The organism is Arthrobacter sp. HS15c, from assembly GCF_040812005.1.
GTDB lineage: Bacteria > Actinomycetota > Actinomycetes > Actinomycetales > Micrococcaceae > Arthrobacter.
This window is the reverse complement of sequence record NZ_JBFOHM010000002.1, coordinates 246,115-267,969: the sequence shown is the minus strand read 5'-3', so window position 1 is coordinate 267,969 and position 21,855 is coordinate 246,115. Positions and strand designations below refer to the sequence as shown.

The window sequence follows — 21,855 nt, the reverse complement described above, 5'->3', positions numbered from 1 at the left end:
GCCCAATTCGGACCATCGTTGCCCAGTCCGACACATCAGCGCCGCCGCCCCAAGAAAGGCCCCCATGTCTACTCCGCTATCCGACCTTGACCTGCCGCCAGAGCGGGTAAACCCCCGTCAATCCAGCCGCGTCCATGCTGAAGACGCTGGCTATCACAAGAGCCTGAAGCCACGACAGATCCAGATGATTGCCATTGGCGGCGCGATCGGCACGGGCTTGTTCTTGGGTGCCGGCGGTCGCCTGGCGGCCGCGGGTCCCTCGCTGATCCTTGCCTACGCCATCTGTGGATTCTTTGCCTTCCTCATTCTCCGCGCTCTTGGCGAGCTGGTACTCCACCGGCCCACGTCCGGCTCGTTCGTTTCCTATGCTCGCGAGTTCTTTGGCGAGAAAGCTGCTTTCGCATCCGGTTGGTTCTATTGGCTTGTCTGGGCCACGACGACGGTGGCCGACACTACCGCCGCGGCACTGTATATGAATTTCTTCGGCAACTATGTGGCATGGATCGGAACGGTTCCGCAGTGGGCATGGGCCCTCATATCACTCGTGGTAGTGCTTGCACTGAACCTGATCTCGGTCAAGGTCTTCGGCGAAATGGAATTCTGGTTCGCCTTTGTCAAGGTGGCGGCGCTGGTTGTCTTCCTCGTCGTCGGCACCTACTTCGTCATTTTCGGAACACCTGCGGGGTCCCCGGTCGGCATCCAGCTCATCCTGGACAACGGCGGCTTCTTCCCCACAGGCCTGCTCCCCATGATCGTCCTGATGCAGGGCGTCATATTCGCCTACGCTTCGATTGAACTGGTGGGTACGGCCGCCGGCGAAACCGAGAACCCCGAAAAGATCATTCCCAAGGCCATCAACTCCGTCATCTTCCGCATTGCAGTGTTCTACGTCGGCTCGGTCGTGCTGCTTTCCCTGCTGCTTCCGTACACGTCATACCAAAAGGGTGTCAGCCCGTTCGTGACGTTCTTCGGCTCCATCGGCATCCAGGGTGTGGACGTCATCATGAACCTGGTGGTCCTGACCGCAGCCCTGTCCTCCCTGAACGCGGGCCTTTACTCCACGGGCCGGATCCTGCGATCCATGGCCGTCAACGGCTCGGCTCCCACGTTCGCCTCCCGCATGAACAAGGCCGGCGTTCCATACGGCGGCATCGCCATCACCGCAGGCGTATCCCTCCTCGGCGTGCCGCTGAACTACCTGGTCCCGGGCGAAGCCTTCGAAATCGTCCTCAGCGTCTCGGCCGTCGGCATCATCACCACGTGGGCCACCATCCTTCTATGCCAGATCCAGCTCAAACGCTGGGCGGACAAAGGCTGGCTTACGCGCCCCTCATTCAGGATGTTCGGCGCACCCTACACCGGATACATCTCGGTCATCTTCCTGGCGGCGGTTTTGGTCATGATTTTCGTCGACTCTCCACCAACGCTCCTAATTACCCTGGTGGCCGCCGCCCTCATGGGGGTCGGATGGTTCGTCTGCAGGGAGCGTATCAGGGGCATTGCACAGACACGTGACAGCTTTACTGGCGCCTCCTCAACACTGCCGAAGCCGGGCGAGTCACATACCACCCCATCAACAACAAAGGAATACAAATGAACACCGCAACCGCACAGCCCAATGTCGACCAGACCGCCGTCGAAGCAACCGTCGCAGCCGTGACCGCCCAGCGTGAACTCGGCCAACTGACCTTCACCCTGCTCAGCCAGTCCACCGGCGGCCTGACGGCGAAGACCCAGACCGGCCCGCTGGTCCAAGCCGGGGTTCCGGACGAATCACGTCTCGGGAAATTCACGCTGCACAGCGACGAACCCCTCGGCCTGTTGGGAACCGACACCGCCGTCAGCCCCTCCGAATACCTGCTCAAGAGCCTCGCCGGCTGCTACACGGCAACCCTGGCCTTCCTCGCCGCGGCACGAAACATCACCCTGAACGAGGTCCGCCTGACGCTGGGCTTCGAGACAGATCTCAGCGGCTTCCTGGGCATCGATAAGACCGTCCGCAAGGGAGCCAACCAGGTGACCGTCGACGTGGAGATCGACAGCGCAGGCACCCCTCGCGAGCAGCTCGAGGAACTCGTGAAGGCTCTCCAGGAGACTTCGCCCATCCGGGACACCATCGCCAACCCGGTAACCGTCACCACCCGACTCGTCTAACACAATTCGACCCCGGGTTCCGGCCTTGCTTCTTGGGTCGGAACCCGGGGTTGAGCACCATCCAACGACGCCGTTTAAGCTCCCAGCCGTCCGGCAACCAGGCGTTCGTCAGGATCGGCACCGGGCATGGGATCGCCGTCGTAAACCTTCTGGCCGGCAAACCATGTCTGAGTGGCAGTAATGTGGCGGACCTGGTCCACGTCTATCTGGTGGGGGTTGGCGCTGAGCACAACGAAGTCAGCGGACTTGCCGGGCGTCAGTGCCCCGGTGACATCATCGAGGCCCATCGCCTCGGCGGACCAGGTGGTGTAGACGCTAATGGCTTCGTCCAGGCTGATGGCCTGTTCGGGCCAAAGACTCCCAGGGAACATGCCGGTGGGGTCCATCCGGGTCACCAGTCCGTAGATGCCTTCCCAAGGGTTCGGGGAGATGCTCACCGGCCAGTCAGACCCGCCGGCGATCCGCGCACCGGCATCGAGAAGTGCCCGGTTCGGCTGCATCCTGGACGCCCTCTCGGCCGGCAGGACGGCAGCTATTGCCTGGGTGATGACGCCCGGAAACCAGAGCGAGGGAGAAATGTCGGCGGTGACATCCAGCTCGGTAAATCGCGGAATATCATCCGGTTGGACGAACTGGCCATGCGCGATGTGGTACTTCACGTCGGAGTAGCCTGCGGCGCGGACCTTCTCCACGGTGTCCAGCACTAGCCGCACCGAGGCGTCCCCGGTGCAGTGGATCTTCGCAGAGATGCCGCGATCCGCTGTTCGCAGCAGCCACCCCTCCAGCTCGTCCGCCTGCAATGCTGTGGTGCCGCAATGGCATTCCGGGAAGCCGACGCCGGGGAGGTACGGCTCGATGAAGGCTCCGGTGCCTGCCGGCGGGACGCCGTCGAGGAAGATCTTGATGAAGTCAGGGCGGTGATGTTCGCTTCGAAACCCGTCCCGGTGGGCGATGATGTCTTCCCCCAGCGGGTGGGTGCCGAGAATCGGGTCGTTCACCGGCATCGACGTGACAATCCAGGCCTTCAGCTGCCCGGCGTCGTCAAGCGCCTTCAGCGCCTGCATCTGCTGGAGGGAGGAAGCTGCGTCCTGGAAGCCCGTCACGCCGCACGAGTGGAGGATGCCGATCCCACGTTCAACCGCTTGCCCGAGCATCTGTACGGATTCCGGGCGGAGCCGTGCCAGGGTCTGCTCAAGGAGCACCCCTGCGGCCTCGATCAGGACCCCGGTCGCCTTGCCTGTGGCGTCCCGGAGGATCTGGCCGCCTTGGGGATCCTGGGTCTGCCTGCCAATACCGGCGAGCTCCAGGGCCACCGAGTTCGCCCAGCGGTTGTGTTTGCTGTCGTCTTTGAGCAGCGCCGGGCGTCCTTGCGTGGCTGCGTCCAGCCGGGCGAGCGCCTCGGTTGAGTTGATTTCGGCCAGGAGCCCGGAGCCCCAGCTGCCGCCCACCAGCCATTCGTCCGGTCCGAGCCCCGCAGCGTAGCGCGCAACCGCAGCAAGGAGCTCATCCAGGCTCAGGACCGGGGGAACGTTGAGTTCGAACAGCTCCATCTGTCCCGCAACCATGTGATGGTTGTGCACGTCAAGCAGGCCCGGCATCACGTAAGAGCCGTGGAGGTCAATGATGCGGGTATGAGGCCCGCATGCCAGCTCTGCGTCCTCGTCCAGGGCCAGAACCTTGCCGTCCTTGACAGCCAACTTCGAAACCACTGGTTGGGCGCTGTCCAACGTAGCGATAGTTCCATTTACCAGCACCAAATCCGCCGTATTACCAATCAAACAACCCATCCCCTTCAGTAGTGATGGAGACGACTCTAGGGAGGTGTGGAACGGGATCGGTTGTCATTTCGCGCACAACACTAAGCTTTCCGCGACCACCTGAAGCCGGGCATCAATGGCGATGCCCGGCTGGGCAGCCGGCTGGGGAACCTGCTGGGAACGGATCTACTCTCGTAGGAGGGACTACTTGGCGAGGAAGGCCAGCAGTGCCTCGCTCACTTCCTCGCCGTGAGTCCAGAGCAGCCCGTGGGGAGCTCCCTCGATCTCTACGTAGTCCGCCGTTGGCAGCGCCTTGTAAAACGGGCGCCCGGTGGCATCTATAGGCAGGATGTTGTCCGCGGTTCCATGCAGGATGAGGGCAGGAACATCGATCTTCGGGATGTCGGCCCTGAAATCTGTGGTCCAGGTGGGCACGGCCGCGCTCGAGGCATACCACGAAGCGCCGGCAGCCACATTCCAGCTGTTACGCAGGGCTTCTTTAGACAGGCGGGTTCCGAGGTTTTCGTCGGTGTTGAAGAAATTCTTGTAGAAGTCGGAGAAGTAAGCGTAGCGGTCAGTGGTGACGGCGTCGAGAATTCCGTCGAAAACCTCCTGTGGGACGCCGTCGGGGTTGTCATCGGTCTGCAACAGGAACGGTTCCAGGGAGGCCAGGAAGGCTGCCTTCGCAACGCGGTCCGATCCGTAGGTGCCAAGGTAACGGCCTACTTCGCCGGTTCCCATCGAGAAGCCGACCAAAACAGCGTCCGTGAGGTCAAGGGTTTCCAGGATCACGTTCAGGTCGGCGGCAAACGTGTCGTAGTCGTAACCGATGGTGGGCTGGCTGGAGCGCCCGAACCCCCGGCGGTCATAAGTGATGACGCGGTACCCGGCGTTGAGCAGGGCAGCGCTCTGCTTCTCCCAGGAATGGCCGTCCAAGGGATACCCGTGGATGAGCACTACCGCCTGGCCCGCGCCGTGGTCCTCGTAGTACAGCTCGATGTCAGTGCTGTTTTCTGTTCCGACCGTAATGAAAGCCATGGGATGATCCTTTCGAGTGCAGAGAACGACCGTTCTCTGGTGACTTGCATTACTATAGAGAACGATCGTTATCCGCGCAAGTCCTTTTGGGAAGCAGGGCCACAGTGGTGCCAGACCAGATTGCTCCGGGGATAAAAACGTCTTCCGGCCCGGCCGATGATGAGACTTCGCGGCTATCAGCCCTCGAAGCGGCCGACCGGCTCTTCTATGCCAAAGGGATCCAGGGCGTAGGGATGGATGAACTGCGCACCGCCTCAGGGATCTCCCTGAAACGGCTCTACCGGCTGTTTCCATCCAAGGATGCAATCGTGGAGCAAGTTCTGCTCGCCCGCCACAGAAAGTGGACGGAGGGAATCAGCTCTGCGGTGGCCCGCGAGACACAACCCCGTGAGCGGCTCCTGGCTGTCTATGACTTCCTTGCCGCGTGGTTCATCCAGGAAGACTTCCGCGGATGTGCCTTCATCAACTCTTTTGGCGAGCTCGGAGGCACGTCTGCCCGGGTTGCCGAAATCGTCAGGAGTCACAAGGAGGACTTCCAGAAGTATCTTTCGACTCTCACCGCAGAGATGGGCGCGCCGCCTGCCTTGGCCCCGCAACTGGCCATACTGGCAGAGGGAGCGCAGACCACCGCCGCAATCTCAGGCAACGCCGAGCCCGCCCGGCAAGCCCGCGCGGCCGCCGAAGTATTGATCGGGGCGGCACTGGTCGGTCAGTAGGTGTCCGGCTTCGCCGGCGCTGTTGTTTCTGTTCGTGAGGCCAGGGTGTTGAGGAGTCGCGTGAGTCCACGCTTGAGGGAGGAATACTCGTCACCGTCGTCGAGGAGGCGCGCGTACTCGCGCTCAATCCGCGTCAGGAGTGCGTAGCAGAGCTCGACGGCGGCTTGGCCGCGGTCCGTGAGCATGACGACGCGGGCCCGCCGGTCAGTTGGATCGGGAATCCGGGTGATATAGCCGGCAGCTTGGGTGTCGTCGAGCAGTTGGGCCATGGCCTGCTGTGTCATGCCAAGCCGTTCCGCCAGGACGCTGCCGCGCGTCCCATCCTCGTCGAGCGCCTCGAAAAGCGCCGTGTGCCGCATTCGGATGTCGGTGTACCCCTCATCGCCAAGAGCTTCGAAGAAATCCGCTTCGCACGCCTTGAAGACCCTGTTGGCGAGGAGCGCCATCGGCAGCTCTGGGGGCGTTTTCATTCTTTCCACACTATCGCGATGTCCGGCATACGCTATACTCAAGTTACCTGTCTATCAGGCCACTTGAGTATATAGGAGAAAACGGCATGAACGCATACATCGGCAAAGCCTTGCAGTTGGACCTCATCGACACCGACGGCAAGGGCTTCGCACTGGAGCCCGGACGTGCCACCTTCGTCTACTTCATGCGGGCACCCACTTGCCAGCAATGCAACAGCGCCGTCCGCAAACTTGCAGCGCGCCAGGACGCCCTGCGCACCGTCGGCGTCGACGTCGTCGTCGCCCTCCCCACCGGGACCGAAGAGGCGGCCGCCTGGAAGGCAGCAAAGCGTGTGCCATTCGACGTCGTCACCGGCCGCAGCGGAACAGCCCACGAGGAAGCCGGCCTACTCCGGAAGGTGTTCGGGCTGATCCAGCAATCCGGCGGAATGCTACTGGACCAGGACGGACAGGTCCGCTACTCGCACGTCGCGACCAACCCCGGAGATAGCCTCCGCCTGCCCGAACTGGACGAAGCCATCCAGAACCTGCCCATCTCCCGATAACCCCAGCCCCAATCACAGAACCGAAGGAACCTGCATGCACACGACCACCGCCTCCCGCTACGATCTGCCAAGCCGACGTCGCCGTTAAGCTGGATCGCTCCGCCAGGCCAGCGGTCTCGGATTTGCTTCCGGCACCGCTGGCCAGGTTTGAGATGTCCGGGGCGATGTTGGCGACTACCCAGTGCCACAAGCCGCTGCCGGTGGTGCGTCGGATTATAGGCGGTGACGGCTAAACTTTTCACCACTACCTCGGATTCTCGATGGCAGGACACAACGTGGCGCGGGCCATCATCACCGTCACCTACGGGGCATAACCCATCCAAACCGGCTCCCGGCACTCCCCCACTGAACACCACGGGGAGCCGGACGGAGGGTCCTTACTGTCACCCTGCGCAGGACTCCAGAGCGATCGCGTCGGGAATCGTGGTGCACCGAAGCGGGGCGCCCTTGACAAGAAGACATCAGGCTCGCACTCCTTGTGCGAGAAGGCACCATTACCGGAACCCAAGATCATTCCGGCGACCTCAGATCGGCCAGCTAGGCCTTCTCCCAGCCCGCTTTCGCCAAAGTAAATTGGACGATCCCTCCTGATTTCGCTCATTTGAGCGCCCACCTTTTACATATTGAGCGTTTGGTCCATACTTTAGGAAAGCTCAAACTGAGAGGTGGACCACACAAATGAGCACAACCGGCACGAATGGTGGCGTGGACGCTGTCATCGACGCAGCACGTTCCTTTGTCTCCGCCGAAGAAGGAGCGGTAAGGGACGTCGTTGATCAAATCGACGAGACGTTCGTCCGCGTCGCATCGCTAGTTCTCAATTCCACCGGAATGGTAGTGCTCACGGGAGCCGGAACGAGCGGATTCACAGCCGCCCGCAGTGCCCATCTCCTGTCAGTTACGGGAACCCCGGCCTACTTCCTTAACCCGACCAACGGCCTGCACGGGTCGATGGGCTCGCTGAGGCCGGACGACGTCATGATCGCGCTGTCAAAGGGCGGATCCTCGGGTGAAGTTAACGAGCTGGCTCTAAGGGTGGCAACTCAAGGGGTAAAGGTCGTTGCGCTAACCTCCAACGCGGAATCGCCCTTGGCGGCATCCGCCGACATAGCAGTCACGTTCCGCCCATTCCCCCCTGCTGACCCAGGCAGCCTCATCGCCATGGGCAGCACCCTGGCGCACAGTGCATGGCTGGACGCCTTAGCTGTGGTTCTAATGCGCGCCCGACAGTACCCCTGGGACAGAGTCCAGTACATCCACCCCGGCGGTGCGGTCGGCAAGGTGCCGGCACTCCCTCCAGCCGTTGAAGCTCTGGACATCCCTGTAATGCCGCTCAACGAAAAGTTGAGGAACTGACTGGCGTTCACTGTCCGCGACCGCCTCGATGCCGTCAACGACTTCCCCAAGATTTATGTCCGCTAGATCGGACCGATGGCGCCGCTGGGCCAGCACAGCTAGCCCGTAATCAAGTCAACCAAATCCCCCGCTAGCGCATTCGCGCCATATCGCTTTACTTAATTCTTCAGAACAGAGAGGTTCCCATGAACAAGCGACGCATCCCGGAAGAACTTGGGATACTCGGCGTCCTCATAGCAGTGGTCGTCGTGCTCAGCCTTCTGTCCCCGACATTCCGTACCATTGATAACGCTCTGGTGCTGCTGGTGAACGGCACCGTGATTGCCTTCCTTGCACTGGGGCAGACCTTCGTCCTGTTGACCGGCGGAATTGACCTCTCAACCGGCGCCAATGTGGCCATGACCGGGGTGCTTTCAGCACTGCTGATGCAATCAGGACTCCCGTGGCCGGTTGCTGCGCTTCTTGGTCTCGCGGTTGGAACAACACTAGGAGTCGTAAATGGCCTCCTGGTTCATTACCTGAAGATCCCCGCCTTCATCGCCACGTTCTCAACGCAGGGTGTCGCCCTGGCGATTCCACTCATCGCCACGGGCGCTAACTCCGTCTCGGTAGTCGACGTCGGATTTTCGTGGATCGGGCAAGGCAAAATCGCCGGCATTCCGCTTCCTGTTGTCCTGTTGGTCATCACGGCGGTCGTGGCAGGGTGTTACCTCCGGCTGACCCGCCCCGGGGTGCACATCTATGCTATGGGCGGGAACAAAGCCGCAGCCCGCCTCGCAGGTGTCAATATCCCCCGCACCACCGTCCTCGTGTACGCCGTCAGCGGTTTCTGCGCGGGAATGGGCGGCATCATTGCCACGTCGCGCTTGATGGTCGGATTCCCCGCTACAGGAACGGGCAACGAGCTTTTCTACTCAATCGCCGCAGCCGTCGTGGGAGGCATCTCCCTTTTTGGAGGAGTCGGGACCATCCTTGGCGCGATGATCGGCGCGGTTCTCATCGCCGTAGTCAGCAACGGAATGAACGTCCTCAATGTCCAAAGCTACTGGCAGTCCTTGGTTATCGGCCTCATCATCCTCGCGGGCGTTTCCTTCGACACCTACCGACGGAGCCGGGCACGCAAACCCTCACCGATACCACCAGGCAAAGACACATCGACCACGGCCGGATCACACACCTCCACCGGACCCGGTCCGGCGGCTTCCCAGACCTCAAACGCCCCTCTTTCACAATCCTAATAATCGCTCTAGAAAGGTATGACCAATGAAGATCAAACTCGCCCCCCTTGCAGCAATCGCGCTGCTGGCCCTGAGCATGGCAGGCTGTTCGAACGCATCTACCGAAGCCAAGCCTGACGGCTCCGCTTCACCGGCGGGCCTACCAGCCTCGTGCACGGGTGACAAGCCGACCATCGGCGTCGCGTTACCCAACACCGTGAACCCTTACTACGTTTCCATGAAGAAGAGCTTCGAGGATCACGGCAAGGAACTTGGCTACGATGTCAAGGTCGCCATCGCGAACGACAACGATTCAAACCAGCTGGCTCAGATCGATTCCTTCATCCAGCAGGGCGTCTGCGCCGTAGCGCTGAACGCCGTCAACTCGGGTCCTGGTGCGGCCAGCGTTGCCAAGCTGAATGCGGCAAAGATTCCCGTGTTCACCGTGAACGTGATCGTCTCAGACCAGGACTTGAAGACCCAAAACGCCTCGTACGTCCAGTATGTCGGTGCAGACCAGGTGGCCGGCGGCAAGCAGATGGGTGAGCAGGCGCTCAAAGACCTCGGCAAGGACGCCAAAATCGTTGCCGGGATCATCGGCAACCCCGACCAAATCCCAACCAACCAGCGCGATGAAGGCTTCACCACCGCCCTCAAGGCCAACCCGAATGCCAAGGTCAGTACCACGGTCAACGGAAAAATCGACCCGAGCGTCAGTCTCCAGGTCGCCGGCGACCTCCTGCAGGGCAACCCGGACCTGAACGTTATTTTTGCCGACGCCGGCCCTCACGCAGTCGGTGCGCTGCAGGCCGTTTCGCAGCAGAACAAAAAGGACAAGGTCAAGGTCTATGCCTTCTGCGCAGCCGACACCCCGCTTCAGGACAACTACGCAGCCTGCGCCGCTCAGGAACCGGCTGAATACGCCAAGATCACGCTAGACAACATGAAGACCTTCATTGGCGGAGGGAACGTTGAAAAGCAGGTCCTACAGCCACTGAAGGTCTTTGTCAGCGGTCAGACACCGGGCCCCGGCGAAGTCGGCTAAATACACCTGGTCCCGGGCGAACACGAAAAGAAGGAAGATGAACCATGTCTGATGTGTCAGGACTTGTTGTCACCGACATCTCCAAGACCTACGGCGCCACGCGGGCGCTGAGCAACGTCAGCCTGCGTGTCCGCCCGGGCGAAGTTGTGGCCCTCATCGGCCACAACGGAGCAGGAAAATCCACCCTGCTCCGCTCCCTCTCCGGGGCTGAAGTTCCGGACAGCGGAACCATCAGCGTTGACGGGAACGCCTCGGGCTTCAGCTCGCCGAAAGACGCAACAGATGCCGGCATCGCCTGCGTCTACCAGGAGCTGAGCCTGATTGACCAGCTGAGCGTTGCAGAGAATGTTTTCCTGGGACAGGAACGGAAATCGGGAGCACTCCTCAACCGCAATGAGATGCAGCGCATCGCCGACGACCTTTGCCGCGAGTACGGTATCCCGGTCAGGGCCACAGACGCTGTCGGGACTCTTTCAGTGGCCCAACGCCAACTGCTGGAAGTCGCACGCGCCATCCACCACGAGGCCAAATATCTGCTCTTGGACGAGCCCACAACGGCACTGGAAGAACAGCAGGTGCATGACCTGCTTGCAATCATCCGGCGCCTGACCCGGGAAAAGGGCGTCGGCGTGCTGCTGGTCGACCACAAACTCGACGAGGTATTTGCCGTGGCCGACCGGATCGTTGGACTCTCAAACGGCCGTATCGTTCTGGACGGCGACGTCAACGAAGTCGACAGGCAGATCGTCGTCGATGCCATCATCGGCGATCATGAAGTACCCGTGGAGGAGATCGTCGGAGGCGGGCCCCTTCCAGGGGACATAGAAGAAATCAACGAGGAAGAGCTGCGGAAGACGTTCGGCGCCCCCGTGCTCGAGGCTGTAAACGTTCGCGGCAACGGGCTGTCCGGAGTAAGCCTCAAAGTCCATCAAGGGGAAATCCTCGGCATCTACGGCCTGATCGGCTCAGGTCGCTCCAGATTCCTGCGCACTGTCTATGGTGCAGAACCCTTGGCAGAAGGAGAATTGTCCCTCGAACGAGGGAAGTACACTCCCCGACGTCCCGGAGACGCCATCAAGGCCGGGGTAGCCTTCGTCTCGGAAGAACGCAAATCCGACGGATTCATCCCTCAACTGTCGTCCGTCGACAACGCTGTGCTTCCCATCCTGGGACGCCATATGCGGGCCGGGTTGCTGAACTGGAAAAAGTTGCGCGGCAGCGCCGATGAGGTGCTTTCGCAGATGAGGATCCGCGGTGAGATCACATCACCGATCACTGCTCTTTCTGGCGGCAACCAACAGAAGGCCCTGTTCGCCAGGGCAACCCTGCAGGCGCCACGACTGCTACTGCTCGACGAGCCCACCAAGGGCGTAGACATCGGAGCAAAGCAGGAGATCCATAACATCATTCGCCGTCTCGCACGCGAAAAGAACGTCGCTGTCATCGTGGTATCCAGTGAAGAGGAAGAACTGACAGGCCTGGCCAACACCATCTGTGTCTTCCGAAAGGGCAGCTGCGATGGCACGGTCTTCGCGAAAGAGTCAGTCAGCCCTGCACAGCTGCGCGAGCTTGCCTGGGACGACCCCGCAGAACTGCGGGCGTAAGCGCCAGGTGCGGGCACCGGTTGAGGTAAACCGGTGCCCACTGCCCCACGAGGCCGAGGTTCCCAAGACTATTCGTCCGGCATCCCGAAAAAGCCCTGGGGCGTCCCAGCCTCCCCAGAAATGAAGGCGGTCGCACGTGAACGCCCCAATGCACCTCAATGCAGATAATGCCGACACGGCAGCCGTCGCTCCGCTCCTGCGGGATCGCTCATCGATGGGGTCACCTCCGACGCCTCGATCCTCAAGGCATCCAGTCTCACGGTGGAGGACATGCGCGAGCTCCATGCTTTTGTGGACTGATACCGGGGCGGGGGGAATCTTCTTTCAGACGTGGGGAGCCGACGCAGCGCAGCTGGCTCTGGACGCCATACGCTCCCCACCCCTGGACCTGATTCAAGCCAATCGGAGGGCCTTAATTCATTGTGAGCAGTTCACGCGCCAATGATGCGTCGGTGACCACAGAATCAATAAGCCCGGCTGCTATGGCGGCCCGCATAGCACGTGCTTTTGAGGCGCCGCCTCCGACACATATGACTTCCGGGATCTTCCTGAGGGTTTCTGCCCGAATGGCAATGGTTCGATCATCTATGGTGTCAATTGTTTTTCCACCGTCGGCGATGAGGGTGGCGGCCACTTCGCCCACGACACCCTGGGCAAGGAGCTTATCGGCAAATCCCAGTTCACGTGCCGCATCGTACAGCTGCGAGTTGGGCGGGTCCCAGCTGCCCACCGCAACTACGCCCTTGGTGACCCGCTGAAACTGGGAGGTCGCCTCATGGATGAGCGGATCATGCAGGAGCGCGCGGGCGGTTGCTGGATCCCGAACAACCAATGGGGCGAAGATAGGCCACATACGCCCGCCGGCGATGCGCTGGGCGCGGCGCAGGATCTCAACACCATGCTCGGTGGCCTGGCCCGCCACACCGCCGAGAGCAACGACATCACAACGGGCAAGCGACTCAAGGAAGCCCGCAACCGCGTATACAGTCCGGCCAGAGGTGAAGCCCACCACGTCGCCTTCTTCAACAATCTCGGTCAAGAGCTGGGCGGCGGCCTTTCCGACGTATTCGCGGGCGATGTCGTCGGTATCGCCGGGGGCCCCCACAACCAAAGCGCGGCGGAGGCCAAATCGCTTCTGGAGGTCCACAGAGAGGCTGGGATCGACGAGATCCCCCGCACTGATCTCGAACTTGATAATTCCCTGGTCCTTCGCGCGCTCAAGCATTCTCGCGATCTTGAACCTGGAGACACCAATTTCGTCGGCGATCTCAGACCGAGTGGCATCGTCGCGGTAGTAGCGACGCGCCACGTAGGCCATCCTGAGGCGTTCTTCCGGTCCCGTCATCTTTGTCCTGTCCTCTCACTTACTCGTCCCTCAAGCATACTCCGAATGCTCATTTGAGCATAGATATTGCACCTTTGTTGAGAGCTTGGTTACAGTCAATGTTGTGAGACCGCGGAAGGTGCTTGCGTCTCACCGGAAGGAACAAATATGTCCAGCACGTCAAGGGGATTCATCGGTCGGCAGACTGAGCCTCCTCCCGAAGTCGAATCCTAGGATCCCTCATGAGCACAAGACTGCTGGTCGCCGGAGTGGACTCCTCAACACAGTCGTGCAAGGTCCAACTGCGTGACCTCGAAACCGGTGCCCTGGCAGCCACCGGAACCGCCCCGCACACACCCACCTTTCCCCCACTAAGCGAACAGGATCCGGCTCAGTGGTGGACGGCATTCACGCTCGCATTCCGGCAAGCCCTCACGACGGCCACAGCGTCGTCCGGTCAGGTGGTCAGCATTTCCGTGGCCGGCCAGTGCCATGGGCTGGTACCGCTTGATGAATCGGATCGGATTATCAGGCCTGCAAAGCTGTGGAATGACACCACCTCCACACCAGAGCTCATCAGGTTACGCGAACTGATCGGCGACGAAGTATTCATCCGCAGTGTTGGTTCGCTTCCCACCGCGGCCTTCACGATTTCAAAGCTGGCCTGGCTGGCCGAGCATGAGCCAGCCAATTTTCAAAAGCTGCGCCGCGTCCTTTTGCCCCACGACTACCTCACCTTCCGGCTCACGGGACAGTACGTGACAGACCGCTCCGAGGCCTCCGGCACGGGTTACTTTGACGCCGCGGAGAACCGCTATCTTCCCGAATTTCTCGGCCACATAGCAGATCGCGATTGGGAAAGCATGCTCCCAGCGGTGCTCGCTCCGAATGAGGCCGCAGGGGAAGTTAGTCCCCAGGCACTGGAGGAACTGGGCTTGACCGGGCGAATCCAGGTCGGTGCAGGGGGTGGCGACCAGCATGCTGCGGCACTGGGCCTGGGTGTCCAGCACGGGGACGTCGTCTACTCCTTCGGCACGTCCGGAGTAGTCTCGACTGTCCATCCCAAGGCCGTCCACGACCTCGAAGGCGCAGTTGACGGGGTCGCCGACATGACGAACGGGTACATGCCGCTGGTCTCGACACTGAACGCCGCCAAGGTCACCGACACCTTCGCCCGGATCCTCGGCGCGAACCGCGGGGAAATGACCGAACTCGCCCTGAACGCGCCGGACTCAGATGGACCCTCACTGGCGGCATTCCTTGACGGCGAGCGGACCCCCAACAGGCCCGACGCTTCGGGCATTCTGGCTGGCATCACTACGGCGACCACCCGTGAAGAGATCGCCCGCGCTGCCTATGAAGGCGTGGTATTCGGCCTCTACCGGGGCCAGCAAAGTTTGGAGCGGGTCGGAGTGGACGTTACCGGACGGATCATCGCTGTCGGCGGGGGCTCCCGTTCCGCCGCTTACACGCAACTCCTCTCCGACATTACGCGGCGGTCGGTGCTCGTCTCCGCCGAGGATGAGGCCACCGCCCGGGGCGCGGCCGTGCAGGCCGCGGCTGTCGCCTCGCAGCGGAAGGTGGCCGATGTCCGTGATGACTGGGCCCCCGCGGCAGTAATCGTTGCCGAGCCCCGAACTGGGAACCGGAAGGCGGCCTTCGCGGCCTATTGCCGGACTGCGGACCTAACTCAACTGGACGGCAAACAATGACCGACAAATCCAACCCACGCGTATCCCAGTCGCTCGATTCCGCCGCCTCGGGGCTGGGTCTGGCCCGTTGGGCTGGAAACTTTGCGCCCGGCACGATCAGCGGCAGTGTCTACGCCGTCCCTGCCGCCAACCGGATCCACGCAGCCCGACTGCTTACCGGCCATGGACACCGTGTACACGTTGACCTCATCGTCGCCGCCGACGGAACCCATACCGGCGTCACACCCGAGCAACTCCTGCTCATGCGCCAGGCCGTCCCTGATGCACGGTTTGATGTCCACCTGATCCTCCCGTCCACAGACATGAACGGCCCGGCACGGTCCGCCTCGGAAACTGCGATTCGGGCCGCGGGGAGCGTCAATGCAGAGTTTTTTGCCCTGGCGCCGAGACTGCTGCACGATCTCATCGACGACCTAGAAGACCTGCGCACCAAGGAGGTACCGATCTGGGCCGAAGTCGCAATCGGGGATGACCTTACCGGTCTTCGCCGGGCTGATGGCGCGCTGGTGATGCTCATCGAATCCGGCACCAAAAACGTAGCTGACCGGTCGCAGCTACGAAAAGTCGTGCGCCTGGCGGGCACCACACCGGTGGGGATCGACGGCGGTGTCACCGCAGCCGTGGCGGCCGAAGGCCTGCTGGCCGGAGCCGACGTCATCATCTCCGGCCGTGCGCTTTTCGAACTGGCCGACCGGAAGTGAAACGGAGATGACTTCTAGCGTCCCGTGGTTCCGCCCGGGACGACCTTGAGCCCTTGGAGGTAATCGTCCATGGACTCCTCCGGGACCTTGAGATCCTGTCCCGCCACGATGCGGCTGATCAGCTCGCTGTACCTTTCGGTGATGGGGGGCAGGCTCAGGTACCCCGGTGCGGCCACCGGCGGAAGGCACATCACCCAGGGAAAGAGGACCCTTTTGCCAACATTCGACACGCGCCACCGTCCGGCCGAGTATCTCACCACAGTCATCGAATCCGTCATCATCGTCGTTTCCGTTGCCTACGTTCTGACCGGAAGCCTTCCAGCGCTCATCGTATGGGAGTCGATCGCCGCCATGTACCTTCTGATCGGATTCTTGTACACCCGACGAAGGTCCCTCACCGGCCATGAAGGTTCCGGACGGACCGGAGTACTGGACACGCTCTCCTGGGTGCTTCCACTGGCGGCCAGTTTGGTAGGCATCAGTTCTGCCATCCATGTCCTGGTGGTCCGCGCCCTGAACGAGACCGCCCAAGGTCAGGGCATTGTCCTCGCCCTAGCAGCGTCGCTGGCGATCATCATCTCGTGGCATCTGCTGCACACCGGATTTGCGCAGATCTACGAGACGTCCCTGGCGAGGCGCAGCGACGAACCGGGCCTGACCTTCCCCGCCAACCCGGCGCCCGGTTTCGCGGACTTCCTCTACTTCTCCTTCACCATCGGGACGTCTTTCGCGACCTCCGACGTCACCGTCAACACCAGCCGGATGCGTTGGACAGTCCTCGTCCACAGCATCACCAGCTTCTTCTACAACGCCCTTGTCGTCGCCGTCGCCTTCCAGGTTCTGCAACAGCTGGCCGGAAGCTAGCCGCCGCCGCAGGCTGATCGAAACAACCATCCGGCTGGCGGGGACGACAGCGAACTCAGGAACCGCCGTCGTTCTGGTGCGCCACCAGGGGAGCATCCTCGCCTGCCCGGGAACTATCAGTGAGATTCACCGTCGGCCCGCCGGCCTGCAGGGTTTCATCCTTCTTCAACTCGCGGACTTCCGATTTGAATATCCGCATAGACTGCCCAAGGTTGCGTGCCATCGATGGCATCTTCGGCGCGGCGAAGAGAAGCATCGCCACAACGATGATGGTCCCAATGACCCAGGGTTCGCTCATTAGTCTTCCCATAGCGTCCGATTTCCTTCCGGTTTGGGGCTGAGAGCGGGTCGCTGTCAGCTGAAGGCCCACTGAAAGATAGCAGGGCAAAAGACTCCCGTCCATAGCCTGCAACTAGTTTCTGAAACTAGTTGCACAGACCCTTCGCCGTCATGTACTGTCCGTGTGACTGCCCTCACGTCCGCGTTTCCTCGAAGGCCGTCCCCTCTCCCCTTTCTGAAAGTGAGAACACCGATGTTCGCAGACATTCGCCGACGATCCATGCTCAAACTCGCGGCAGGAACGGCAGGTGCCGCTGCCGCTGGCTGGCTCTGGTCGGCACCGGCCGCCGAGGCTTCCCCGAGCCCTCACCTGGCCACCGGATCCAGCAACGCGGGCCCGCTTGACGCTGTGGTGTTTGGCGACGCCGCCTCCGAATCAGCCCACGGCCTGACTACGACCTTTTCGGACATCGTGACCGGAGGGCTGAACCAGCCCGCACGCGTGCTCAACCCTGCGGACGGATTCTGGGGCGGCACGGTTGGCGCAACACTCGCCTGCAAACCCAAGGGCCCGACTTACGTAACGGTGAAGCTTTGGGGCTCCGACGTCGACGACCTGCTGGGAAACCGCCTTCAGCTCTTCGTGGACGGCAAACAGGTGGGCCACTATCACCTGGGTGCCGTTGATCCCCTCGACATCGCCAGCGACGAGGCGCGCAGTCCCGGGCGGTTCTATCTGCACACCCTTCCGCTTCCTGAGGAAGTGACGGCAGGGAAGGAATCGGTGGCCCTCGAGATCCGCTCGATGGCACCCATTGCCGGCTACGCCCAGACCGCCACCCAGTACTACAAGTCGATGCAGAAGCCGACCCGGGGCATCTACCGGCTCTACACACATTCCGATCCGTACTTCAGCCTTGACGACGGCGATGTGACGGGAACGCTGCCTGTCGCACCCGTGCGCCCCTCCCCCGGCCGGGAAGTACTCGACCTGGTCATGGCCAAGGTCGTCGCCCAGGCCAACGCCGAGGCATCACGCACCGGACCCCAGCTGGACGTCTGGTTTCTGGAGTTCCTGGGCCGCGCATTCAAGATGCCTGCCACGAAAGCATATGGAAATCCGGCAGTTCCGGGGCAGGTCGCCAGCAGCCTGGATGCCATCTACTGGCGCTCGCGCACCGACCCGAAAATCATCAGGGATTCGAACCAGCAGTGGATGGGTCTTGGCCGTTTGGGGCTGGTGCTGCTCCAACTCGAGAAGGACATCAAACCCCTCTTCGACGAGCCTATTGCCGGTTCTCCCGGGGTCATCAGCAATCCGGGCTTTGAGCTGGGCGGGACCATGCCCAGCGGATGGAGGCAGGCCACCTGGGCCGGCAGCGGAACGGCATCGCGCGACACTGCTGTCTTCCGCAGCGGGACCGCCGCAGGAAAGATCACCGTTCCCACCACCGGTGTGGTGGGGCTGGTAACCAACGCAAGGATTCCGGTCGGCACAGGCACCTACACGTATGCCACCTGGGTTAAGACGGACGGCGTCAAGGCCGGCGGTGCGTACCTTGACGTACTGTTCTTCGATGCGGCCAACAAGCTCGTCGGCGGGGACCACAAGTACTACGCCGCCGCGGGAACCAACGACTGGCACCCTGTGTCGGCCAGCCTTGCGACTCCGGCGAACGCCACTCAGGTCGAAATTCAGGTACGGCTTGATGGGGCCGGCACGGCATGGTTCGACGACCTGACCTTGCAAGCGCCTGCAGGTTCCGCCTTGGCGCCCATACTGCGCCGCAATGCGTGGGCGACAATGCTGCTGGAAAGCCGCGAGTACTGGCGGCAGAACTTCCCCCAGTACACCAACCAGGCCATGATCTGTGCAATCGGCCTCTACCTCGCCGACAGGGGGCTGAGCCTCCTCGGTTCTGCGGATGCATGGGGCGAGACCAGGGCCCGGGGCTACATTTACCAGTCCGTAGGCCTGAGCCCCTGGCTGGGCCCGGAAAAGGCGGATGGCACGCCCACGAAACCGCTCGGCGGTTCCTATTTCCAGGTCTCCCGAAAGGGCATCTCCAAGGAGCTGGGCTACGCGGGGAACTACGGCGAGCTTCAGGACTGGATCTCACTGATATTCGATGCGGTTATCGGAATCGGCGGCATCGACGACCAAAAGCTGCGCCAGCACCTCATCACCATGGCCAAGGCGCGGATGATATTCAGGCACCCCGCAGTGGACAGCGACGGATACAAGTCCGCCCGCTATGAGGCAATCGTCGGCTGGCGCGACTCCGAGTACCCGGGCCGCGTCGCATACGACGAAGGCAACAAGTGGGACGGGCATCCGCTGAAGGTGGTTTCACTCCTCAAGGACCCGGAGCTGACCGCCTACGCCCGCCAGTCCTTGGAGGACAACCAGTTCTTCCACATCCTCCAAGAGGGCTACGACATGGGCCTGCAGGCCCGCACGTACCTTCACTTCCTCAGCGCCGCGGACGACTACGCCTATGTGAGCGGGGCCCCGGCCAGCAGCGTACGCCTGCCCATGATGCCCGGCCAGCCGGACTTCATCTTCAGCGACGAGGAAAACGGCCTACTCGCGCTCAAGAACGGCGACGAAATTCTTTTCGCCTCGCTGTACTGGCGCGCCCGATGGGGCATCAACAGGCTCGCACGCCTGCACCACATCAGCTCCAATGGCGTGGAGCGCTCCGGGACGGTATGGCAGAACGTCCAGTTCGTACCCGACGGCCGGACCCACACCGAGCCCAACTGGGTCAACTGGGAATTCGGCAACGCGGACATGCCCGGCATCCCGGGAGGCGGCTTCGCACCTCCGGGACCGGCCCTGCAGCAGGTCTTCGCCGGCCAGCCGCTCCCGCTGGCCGCGTCGCCGTCGGACGTGCCCGTCATGCCGGTTGGCAAGGAAAGCCCCTTCGCGGGCCGTGCGGCCTTCTACCAATGCGAATACGGTCCCTTCCTCATTGCGATGAACAGCTCGGCCGATAGGACGTATTCCTTTACCCCGAGCGCCGGCTTCGGAGTTTCGGTGAATCTGGCCACGGGCGAAATGGTGCAGCAGAGCAAGGAACTGAAAGTCGCACCCGGGACAACCGTGGTGCTTCGCAGGCAGTAGTCCGGAATGTGCTCCGGGAGCCGAAACGACGGGACGGCTCCCGGAGCACCTCATGAGCACCTCCATTGCTAGGATCAAACAGTGAAGTCGACCGTGGAATCAAGGACATCCCAGGGAGATCCCCGCTCCGGCGCGAATGCCCGCACACGCGGTCCCGCCCGCGCCGGCATGGTCAACATGAAGGACGTCGCCCAGCACGCCGGCGTTTCCTCGTCAACCGTTTCCCGCGTCATTGCTCAGAACCCCGCGGTACAGCCCGAGACCCGCGACCGGGTCCTGGAAGCAATGCGGGAGCTGGACTACGTGGTCAACGGGCTGGCCCAGTCCATGCTGGGCCGGGGCAGCCGGGCAGTTGGGTTCCTGGTAAGCCACATGGTGGGTCCGACCTTTGCCGACGTCGCCCAGGGGGTTGAGGAGGAGGTCTCAAAGTCGGGGGATCTGCTGACCATCATCACCACGCATGGGGATCCTGAAGGCGAGATGCAGGCACTCCAGCAGATGCGCGAGCAGCGCGCCCGGGCGGTCCTGCTCGTGGGCGCAAGCCGCACCGGGTCCGGATATGGCGAGAGTCTGCAGAGTTACCAGGCGTTTCTGTCTGCCGCAGGTACACGTTTGGTGCTTTGCGGACATCCTGCCCTGTCGTCCGTGCCCAACGTCCCCAGTGTCCACTACGACAATGCCGGCGGCACGCGCATGGCCACTGAACACCTCCTGGCACTCGGCCACCGGCGTATCGTGTACCTCGGTGCACAGGCTGACCATAGCACCGCCGAAGACCGGCTCCGCGGGTATCGTCAGGCGTTGGAGGCCGCAGGCCTGGAAGTAGACCCGGGGCTGGTCCCCGACTCGACCTTCGAGCTCGACACCTGCCAGGCAGCGATGGAAGAACTGGTGTCCGCAGGCCGGGATTTCACCGCCGTCGTTGCCGCCCGGGACGAAATCGCGGTCCGTGCCCTGCGCGTGTTCAGGCGCCACGGGATAAACGTGCCCCAGGATGTCTCTCTGGTGGGCTATGACGACATGCCCTTCATGGCCGACCTCACGCCGGCCCTGACCACGGTGCGGGTGCCATACCGTGAGCTCGGCCGCCGTGCAGGCAGGCTCATTTCGAACGGAGATGCTGCGTTCACGGACGACGTTCTGCCGGTCGAACTCATCGTCAGGGAGTCGACGGGACCGGCCCCCGAAGTACGCGCGGGCTGACGCCAATCCACGTTCTCAGGTCGGCAAGGAGGCGACGTCGCTGAAGGGCGCACGACGCCGTGGTCCACCCCTCCTCCTTCAAATCAAGGCTGGTGACCTACTGGTCTGACTGCCGAGTTCGATGACAAAGACTCCAACAACGAGGACGATTCCTACGCCATGCGCCGAGTGAACCGTCCCGGGTTTGATGCCGCTATCTTCTGTGAGAAAGATAGTGATTATGCCCAAGCAGTTCCCGCCCGAAGTCCGTGACCGCGCAGTGCGCATGACCTTGGATCGGTTGTCCGAATACCCGTCTGTTTATGCTGCCTGCCAGGCCTTGGCGCCGAAGCCGGGGTAGGTTCTGAATCGCTGCGCCACTGGGTTGTCCAGGCCCAGGTCGATGCCGGTGAGAAGACCGGTCCGAGCAGTGATGAGCTGGAGGAGATCAAGCGGCTCCGGGCTGAGGTGCGGGATTTGAAGGAGTCCAACGAGATCCTGAAACAGGCTTCGATTTTCTTCGCGAGGGAGCTCGACCTCGCCGCCGCTGATCTGTCGATTCATCGACGAAATGCGCGCTGTTGGTTATGTGGTCGAGTCGATCTGTACCGTCCTGCGGGAGCAGGGCGTGCAGGTTGCCGAACGAACCTACCGGGCGTGGAAGACGCGCAACAAACAGGCGGCATGATTCCCGGGACGGTTCACTGTTCCGACGCCACGTAAGTCGGTCCCACACAAACGTCTCTCATGCCCTCAGAATATGC

At 62.1% G+C, this 21,855-nt stretch carries 20 protein-coding genes; 13 read left to right on the top strand and 7 right to left on the bottom strand.

What is annotated here, in order from left to right; genetic code table 11:
- The first annotated feature begins 64 nt into the window (after positions 1 to 64).
- Complete coding sequence (locus tag ABV518_RS04255) at positions 65 to 1,597, top strand: amino acid permease (protein ID WP_367765556.1); 1,533 nt, start codon at positions 65 to 67, stop codon at positions 1,595 to 1,597.
- On the top strand, positions 1,594 to 2,154 hold the full coding sequence (locus ABV518_RS04250; RefSeq protein WP_367765554.1) for an OsmC family protein: 561 nt from the start codon (positions 1,594 to 1,596) through the stop codon (positions 2,152 to 2,154). The genes ABV518_RS04255 and ABV518_RS04250 overlap by 4 nt, the downstream gene beginning before the upstream one ends.
- Positions 2,155 to 2,228: 74 nt before the next feature.
- Here ABV518_RS04250 and ABV518_RS04245 read toward each other — a convergent pair whose 3' ends face one another.
- Positions 2,229 to 3,851 (bottom strand): amidohydrolase, encoded by a 1,623-nt coding sequence (locus tag ABV518_RS04245; RefSeq protein WP_367765553.1) that lies wholly within the window; start codon positions 3,849 to 3,851, stop codon positions 2,229 to 2,231.
- Positions 3,852 to 4,115: 264 nt separating this feature from the next.
- On the bottom strand, positions 4,116 to 4,949 hold the full coding sequence (locus tag ABV518_RS04240; RefSeq protein WP_367765552.1) for an alpha/beta fold hydrolase: 834 nt from the start codon (positions 4,947 to 4,949) through the stop codon (positions 4,116 to 4,118).
- A gap of 131 nt (positions 4,950 to 5,080) precedes the next feature.
- On the opposite strand from ABV518_RS04240, the gene ABV518_RS04235 reads away from it, so the two are divergent.
- Positions 5,081 to 5,665 carry a TetR/AcrR family transcriptional regulator gene (locus ABV518_RS04235; RefSeq protein WP_367765747.1) on the top strand — a complete coding sequence of 195 codons (585 nt, stop codon included), beginning with the start codon at positions 5,081 to 5,083 and terminating at the stop codon, positions 5,663 to 5,665.
- Here ABV518_RS04235 and ABV518_RS04230 read toward each other — a convergent pair.
- Complete coding sequence (locus ABV518_RS04230; protein WP_367765551.1) at positions 5,659 to 6,135, bottom strand: MarR family winged helix-turn-helix transcriptional regulator; 477 nt, start codon at positions 6,133 to 6,135, stop codon at positions 5,659 to 5,661. The genes ABV518_RS04235 and ABV518_RS04230 overlap by 7 nt on opposite strands.
- Before the next feature lie 86 nt (positions 6,136 to 6,221).
- On the opposite strand from ABV518_RS04230, the gene ABV518_RS04225 reads away from it, so the two are divergent.
- The 5 genes from ABV518_RS04225 to ABV518_RS04205 all read left to right on the top strand — a co-directional run bounded on the left by ABV518_RS04225 (position 6,222) and on the right by ABV518_RS04205 (position 11,902).
- Positions 6,222 to 6,680, top strand: a complete 459-nt coding sequence (locus ABV518_RS04225) for a redoxin domain-containing protein (protein WP_367765550.1) — start codon at positions 6,222 to 6,224, stop codon at positions 6,678 to 6,680.
- A 678-nt stretch (positions 6,681 to 7,358) separates the two neighbouring features.
- Positions 7,359 to 8,036 (top strand): SIS domain-containing protein, encoded by a 678-nt coding sequence (locus ABV518_RS04220; RefSeq protein ID WP_367765549.1) that lies wholly within the window; start codon positions 7,359 to 7,361, stop codon positions 8,034 to 8,036.
- A gap of 239 nt (positions 8,037 to 8,275) precedes the next feature.
- Entirely contained in the window at positions 8,276 to 9,274 is a 999-nt protein-coding gene (locus ABV518_RS04215) for an ABC transporter permease (protein WP_367765548.1), read from the top strand.
- Between the two features lie 25 nt (positions 9,275 to 9,299).
- A complete protein-coding gene (locus ABV518_RS04210; protein ID WP_367765547.1) occupies positions 9,300 to 10,298 on the top strand; it encodes a substrate-binding domain-containing protein in 999 nt (332 codons plus the stop codon).
- Between the two features lie 44 nt (positions 10,299 to 10,342).
- Positions 10,343 to 11,902 (top strand): sugar ABC transporter ATP-binding protein, encoded by a 1,560-nt coding sequence (locus ABV518_RS04205; RefSeq protein WP_367765546.1) that lies wholly within the window; start codon positions 10,343 to 10,345, stop codon positions 11,900 to 11,902.
- 412 nt (positions 11,903 to 12,314) lie between these two features.
- On the opposite strand, the gene ABV518_RS04200 is transcribed toward ABV518_RS04205, so the two are convergent.
- Positions 12,315 to 13,247, bottom strand: a complete 933-nt coding sequence (locus ABV518_RS04200) for a sugar-binding transcriptional regulator (RefSeq protein ID WP_367765545.1) — start codon at positions 13,245 to 13,247, stop codon at positions 12,315 to 12,317.
- A 221-nt stretch (positions 13,248 to 13,468) separates the two neighbouring features.
- Between ABV518_RS04200 and xylB the strand changes: the two genes are divergently transcribed.
- Both xylB and ABV518_RS04190 read left to right on the top strand, forming a co-directional pair.
- Positions 13,469 to 14,938, top strand: coding sequence for a xylulokinase (gene xylB, locus ABV518_RS04195; RefSeq protein WP_367765544.1), 1,470 nt, complete (start codon positions 13,469 to 13,471; stop codon positions 14,936 to 14,938).
- Complete coding sequence (locus ABV518_RS04190) at positions 14,935 to 15,639, top strand: hypothetical protein (RefSeq protein ID WP_367765543.1); 705 nt, start codon at positions 14,935 to 14,937, stop codon at positions 15,637 to 15,639. Before xylB ends, ABV518_RS04190 begins: the two co-directional genes overlap by 4 nt.
- A gap of 14 nt (positions 15,640 to 15,653) precedes the next feature.
- Here ABV518_RS04190 and ABV518_RS04185 read toward each other — a convergent pair whose 3' ends face one another.
- Entirely contained in the window at positions 15,654 to 15,869 is a 216-nt protein-coding gene (locus ABV518_RS04185) for a hypothetical protein (protein WP_367765542.1), read from the bottom strand.
- On the opposite strand from ABV518_RS04185, the gene ABV518_RS04180 reads away from it, so the two are divergent.
- Positions 15,853 to 16,503 (top strand): DUF1345 domain-containing protein, encoded by a 651-nt coding sequence (locus ABV518_RS04180; protein WP_367765541.1) that lies wholly within the window; start codon positions 15,853 to 15,855, stop codon positions 16,501 to 16,503. The genes ABV518_RS04185 and ABV518_RS04180 overlap by 17 nt on opposite strands.
- Before the next feature lie 55 nt (positions 16,504 to 16,558).
- On the opposite strand, the gene ABV518_RS04175 is transcribed toward ABV518_RS04180, so the two are convergent.
- Positions 16,559 to 16,813 carry a twin-arginine translocase TatA/TatE family subunit gene (locus ABV518_RS04175; RefSeq protein WP_367765540.1) on the bottom strand — a complete coding sequence of 85 codons (255 nt, stop codon included), beginning with the start codon at positions 16,811 to 16,813 and terminating at the stop codon, positions 16,559 to 16,561.
- 249 nt (positions 16,814 to 17,062) lie between these two features.
- On the opposite strand from ABV518_RS04175, the gene ABV518_RS04170 reads away from it, so the two are divergent.
- Both ABV518_RS04170 and ABV518_RS04165 read left to right on the top strand, forming a co-directional pair.
- Positions 17,063 to 19,909, top strand: coding sequence for a hypothetical protein (locus ABV518_RS04170; RefSeq protein ID WP_367765539.1), 2,847 nt, complete (start codon positions 17,063 to 17,065; stop codon positions 19,907 to 19,909).
- 81 nt (positions 19,910 to 19,990) lie between these two features.
- Positions 19,991 to 21,112 (top strand): LacI family DNA-binding transcriptional regulator, encoded by a 1,122-nt coding sequence (locus tag ABV518_RS04165; protein ID WP_367765538.1) that lies wholly within the window; start codon positions 19,991 to 19,993, stop codon positions 21,110 to 21,112.
- 300 nt (positions 21,113 to 21,412) lie between these two features.
- Here the strand turns inward: ABV518_RS04165 and ABV518_RS04160 are convergent, their stop codons facing one another.
- Positions 21,413 to 21,655 (bottom strand): hypothetical protein, encoded by a 243-nt coding sequence (locus ABV518_RS04160; protein WP_367765537.1) that lies wholly within the window; start codon positions 21,653 to 21,655, stop codon positions 21,413 to 21,415.
- Positions 21,656 to 21,855 lie beyond the last annotated feature (200 nt).

Excerpts from the sequence above, each read along its gene's own strand:
- ABV518_RS04255 (WP_367765556.1), top strand. The coding sequence starts at position 65 with ATGTCTACTCCGCTATCCGACCTTGACCTGCCGCCAGAGCGGGTAAAC.
- ABV518_RS04250 (WP_367765554.1), top strand. The coding sequence starts at position 1,594 with ATGAACACCGCAACCGCACAGCCCAATGTCGACCAGACCGCCGTCGAA.
- ABV518_RS04240 (WP_367765552.1), bottom strand. The coding sequence starts at position 4,949 with ATGGCTTTCATTACGGTCGGAACAGAAAACAGCACTGACATCGAGCTG.
- ABV518_RS04230 (WP_367765551.1), bottom strand. The coding sequence starts at position 6,135 with ATGAAAACGCCCCCAGAGCTGCCGATGGCGCTCCTCGCCAACAGGGTC.
- ABV518_RS04225 (WP_367765550.1), top strand. The coding sequence starts at position 6,222 with ATGAACGCATACATCGGCAAAGCCTTGCAGTTGGACCTCATCGACACC.
- ABV518_RS04220 (WP_367765549.1), top strand. The coding sequence starts at position 7,359 with ATGAGCACAACCGGCACGAATGGTGGCGTGGACGCTGTCATCGACGCA.
- ABV518_RS04210 (WP_367765547.1), top strand. The coding sequence starts at position 9,300 with ATGAAGATCAAACTCGCCCCCCTTGCAGCAATCGCGCTGCTGGCCCTG.
- ABV518_RS04205 (WP_367765546.1), top strand. The coding sequence starts at position 10,343 with ATGTCTGATGTGTCAGGACTTGTTGTCACCGACATCTCCAAGACCTAC.
- ABV518_RS04200 (WP_367765545.1), bottom strand. The coding sequence starts at position 13,247 with ATGACGGGACCGGAAGAACGCCTCAGGATGGCCTACGTGGCGCGTCGC.
- xylB (WP_367765544.1), top strand. The coding sequence starts at position 13,469 with ATGAGCACAAGACTGCTGGTCGCCGGAGTGGACTCCTCAACACAGTCG.
- ABV518_RS04190 (WP_367765543.1), top strand. The coding sequence starts at position 14,935 with ATGACCGACAAATCCAACCCACGCGTATCCCAGTCGCTCGATTCCGCC.
- ABV518_RS04175 (WP_367765540.1), bottom strand. The coding sequence starts at position 16,813 with ATGGGAAGACTAATGAGCGAACCCTGGGTCATTGGGACCATCATCGTT.
- ABV518_RS04170 (WP_367765539.1), top strand. The coding sequence starts at position 17,063 with ATGCTCAAACTCGCGGCAGGAACGGCAGGTGCCGCTGCCGCTGGCTGG.
- ABV518_RS04160 (WP_367765537.1), bottom strand. The coding sequence starts at position 21,655 with ATGAATCGACAGATCAGCGGCGGCGAGGTCGAGCTCCCTCGCGAAGAA.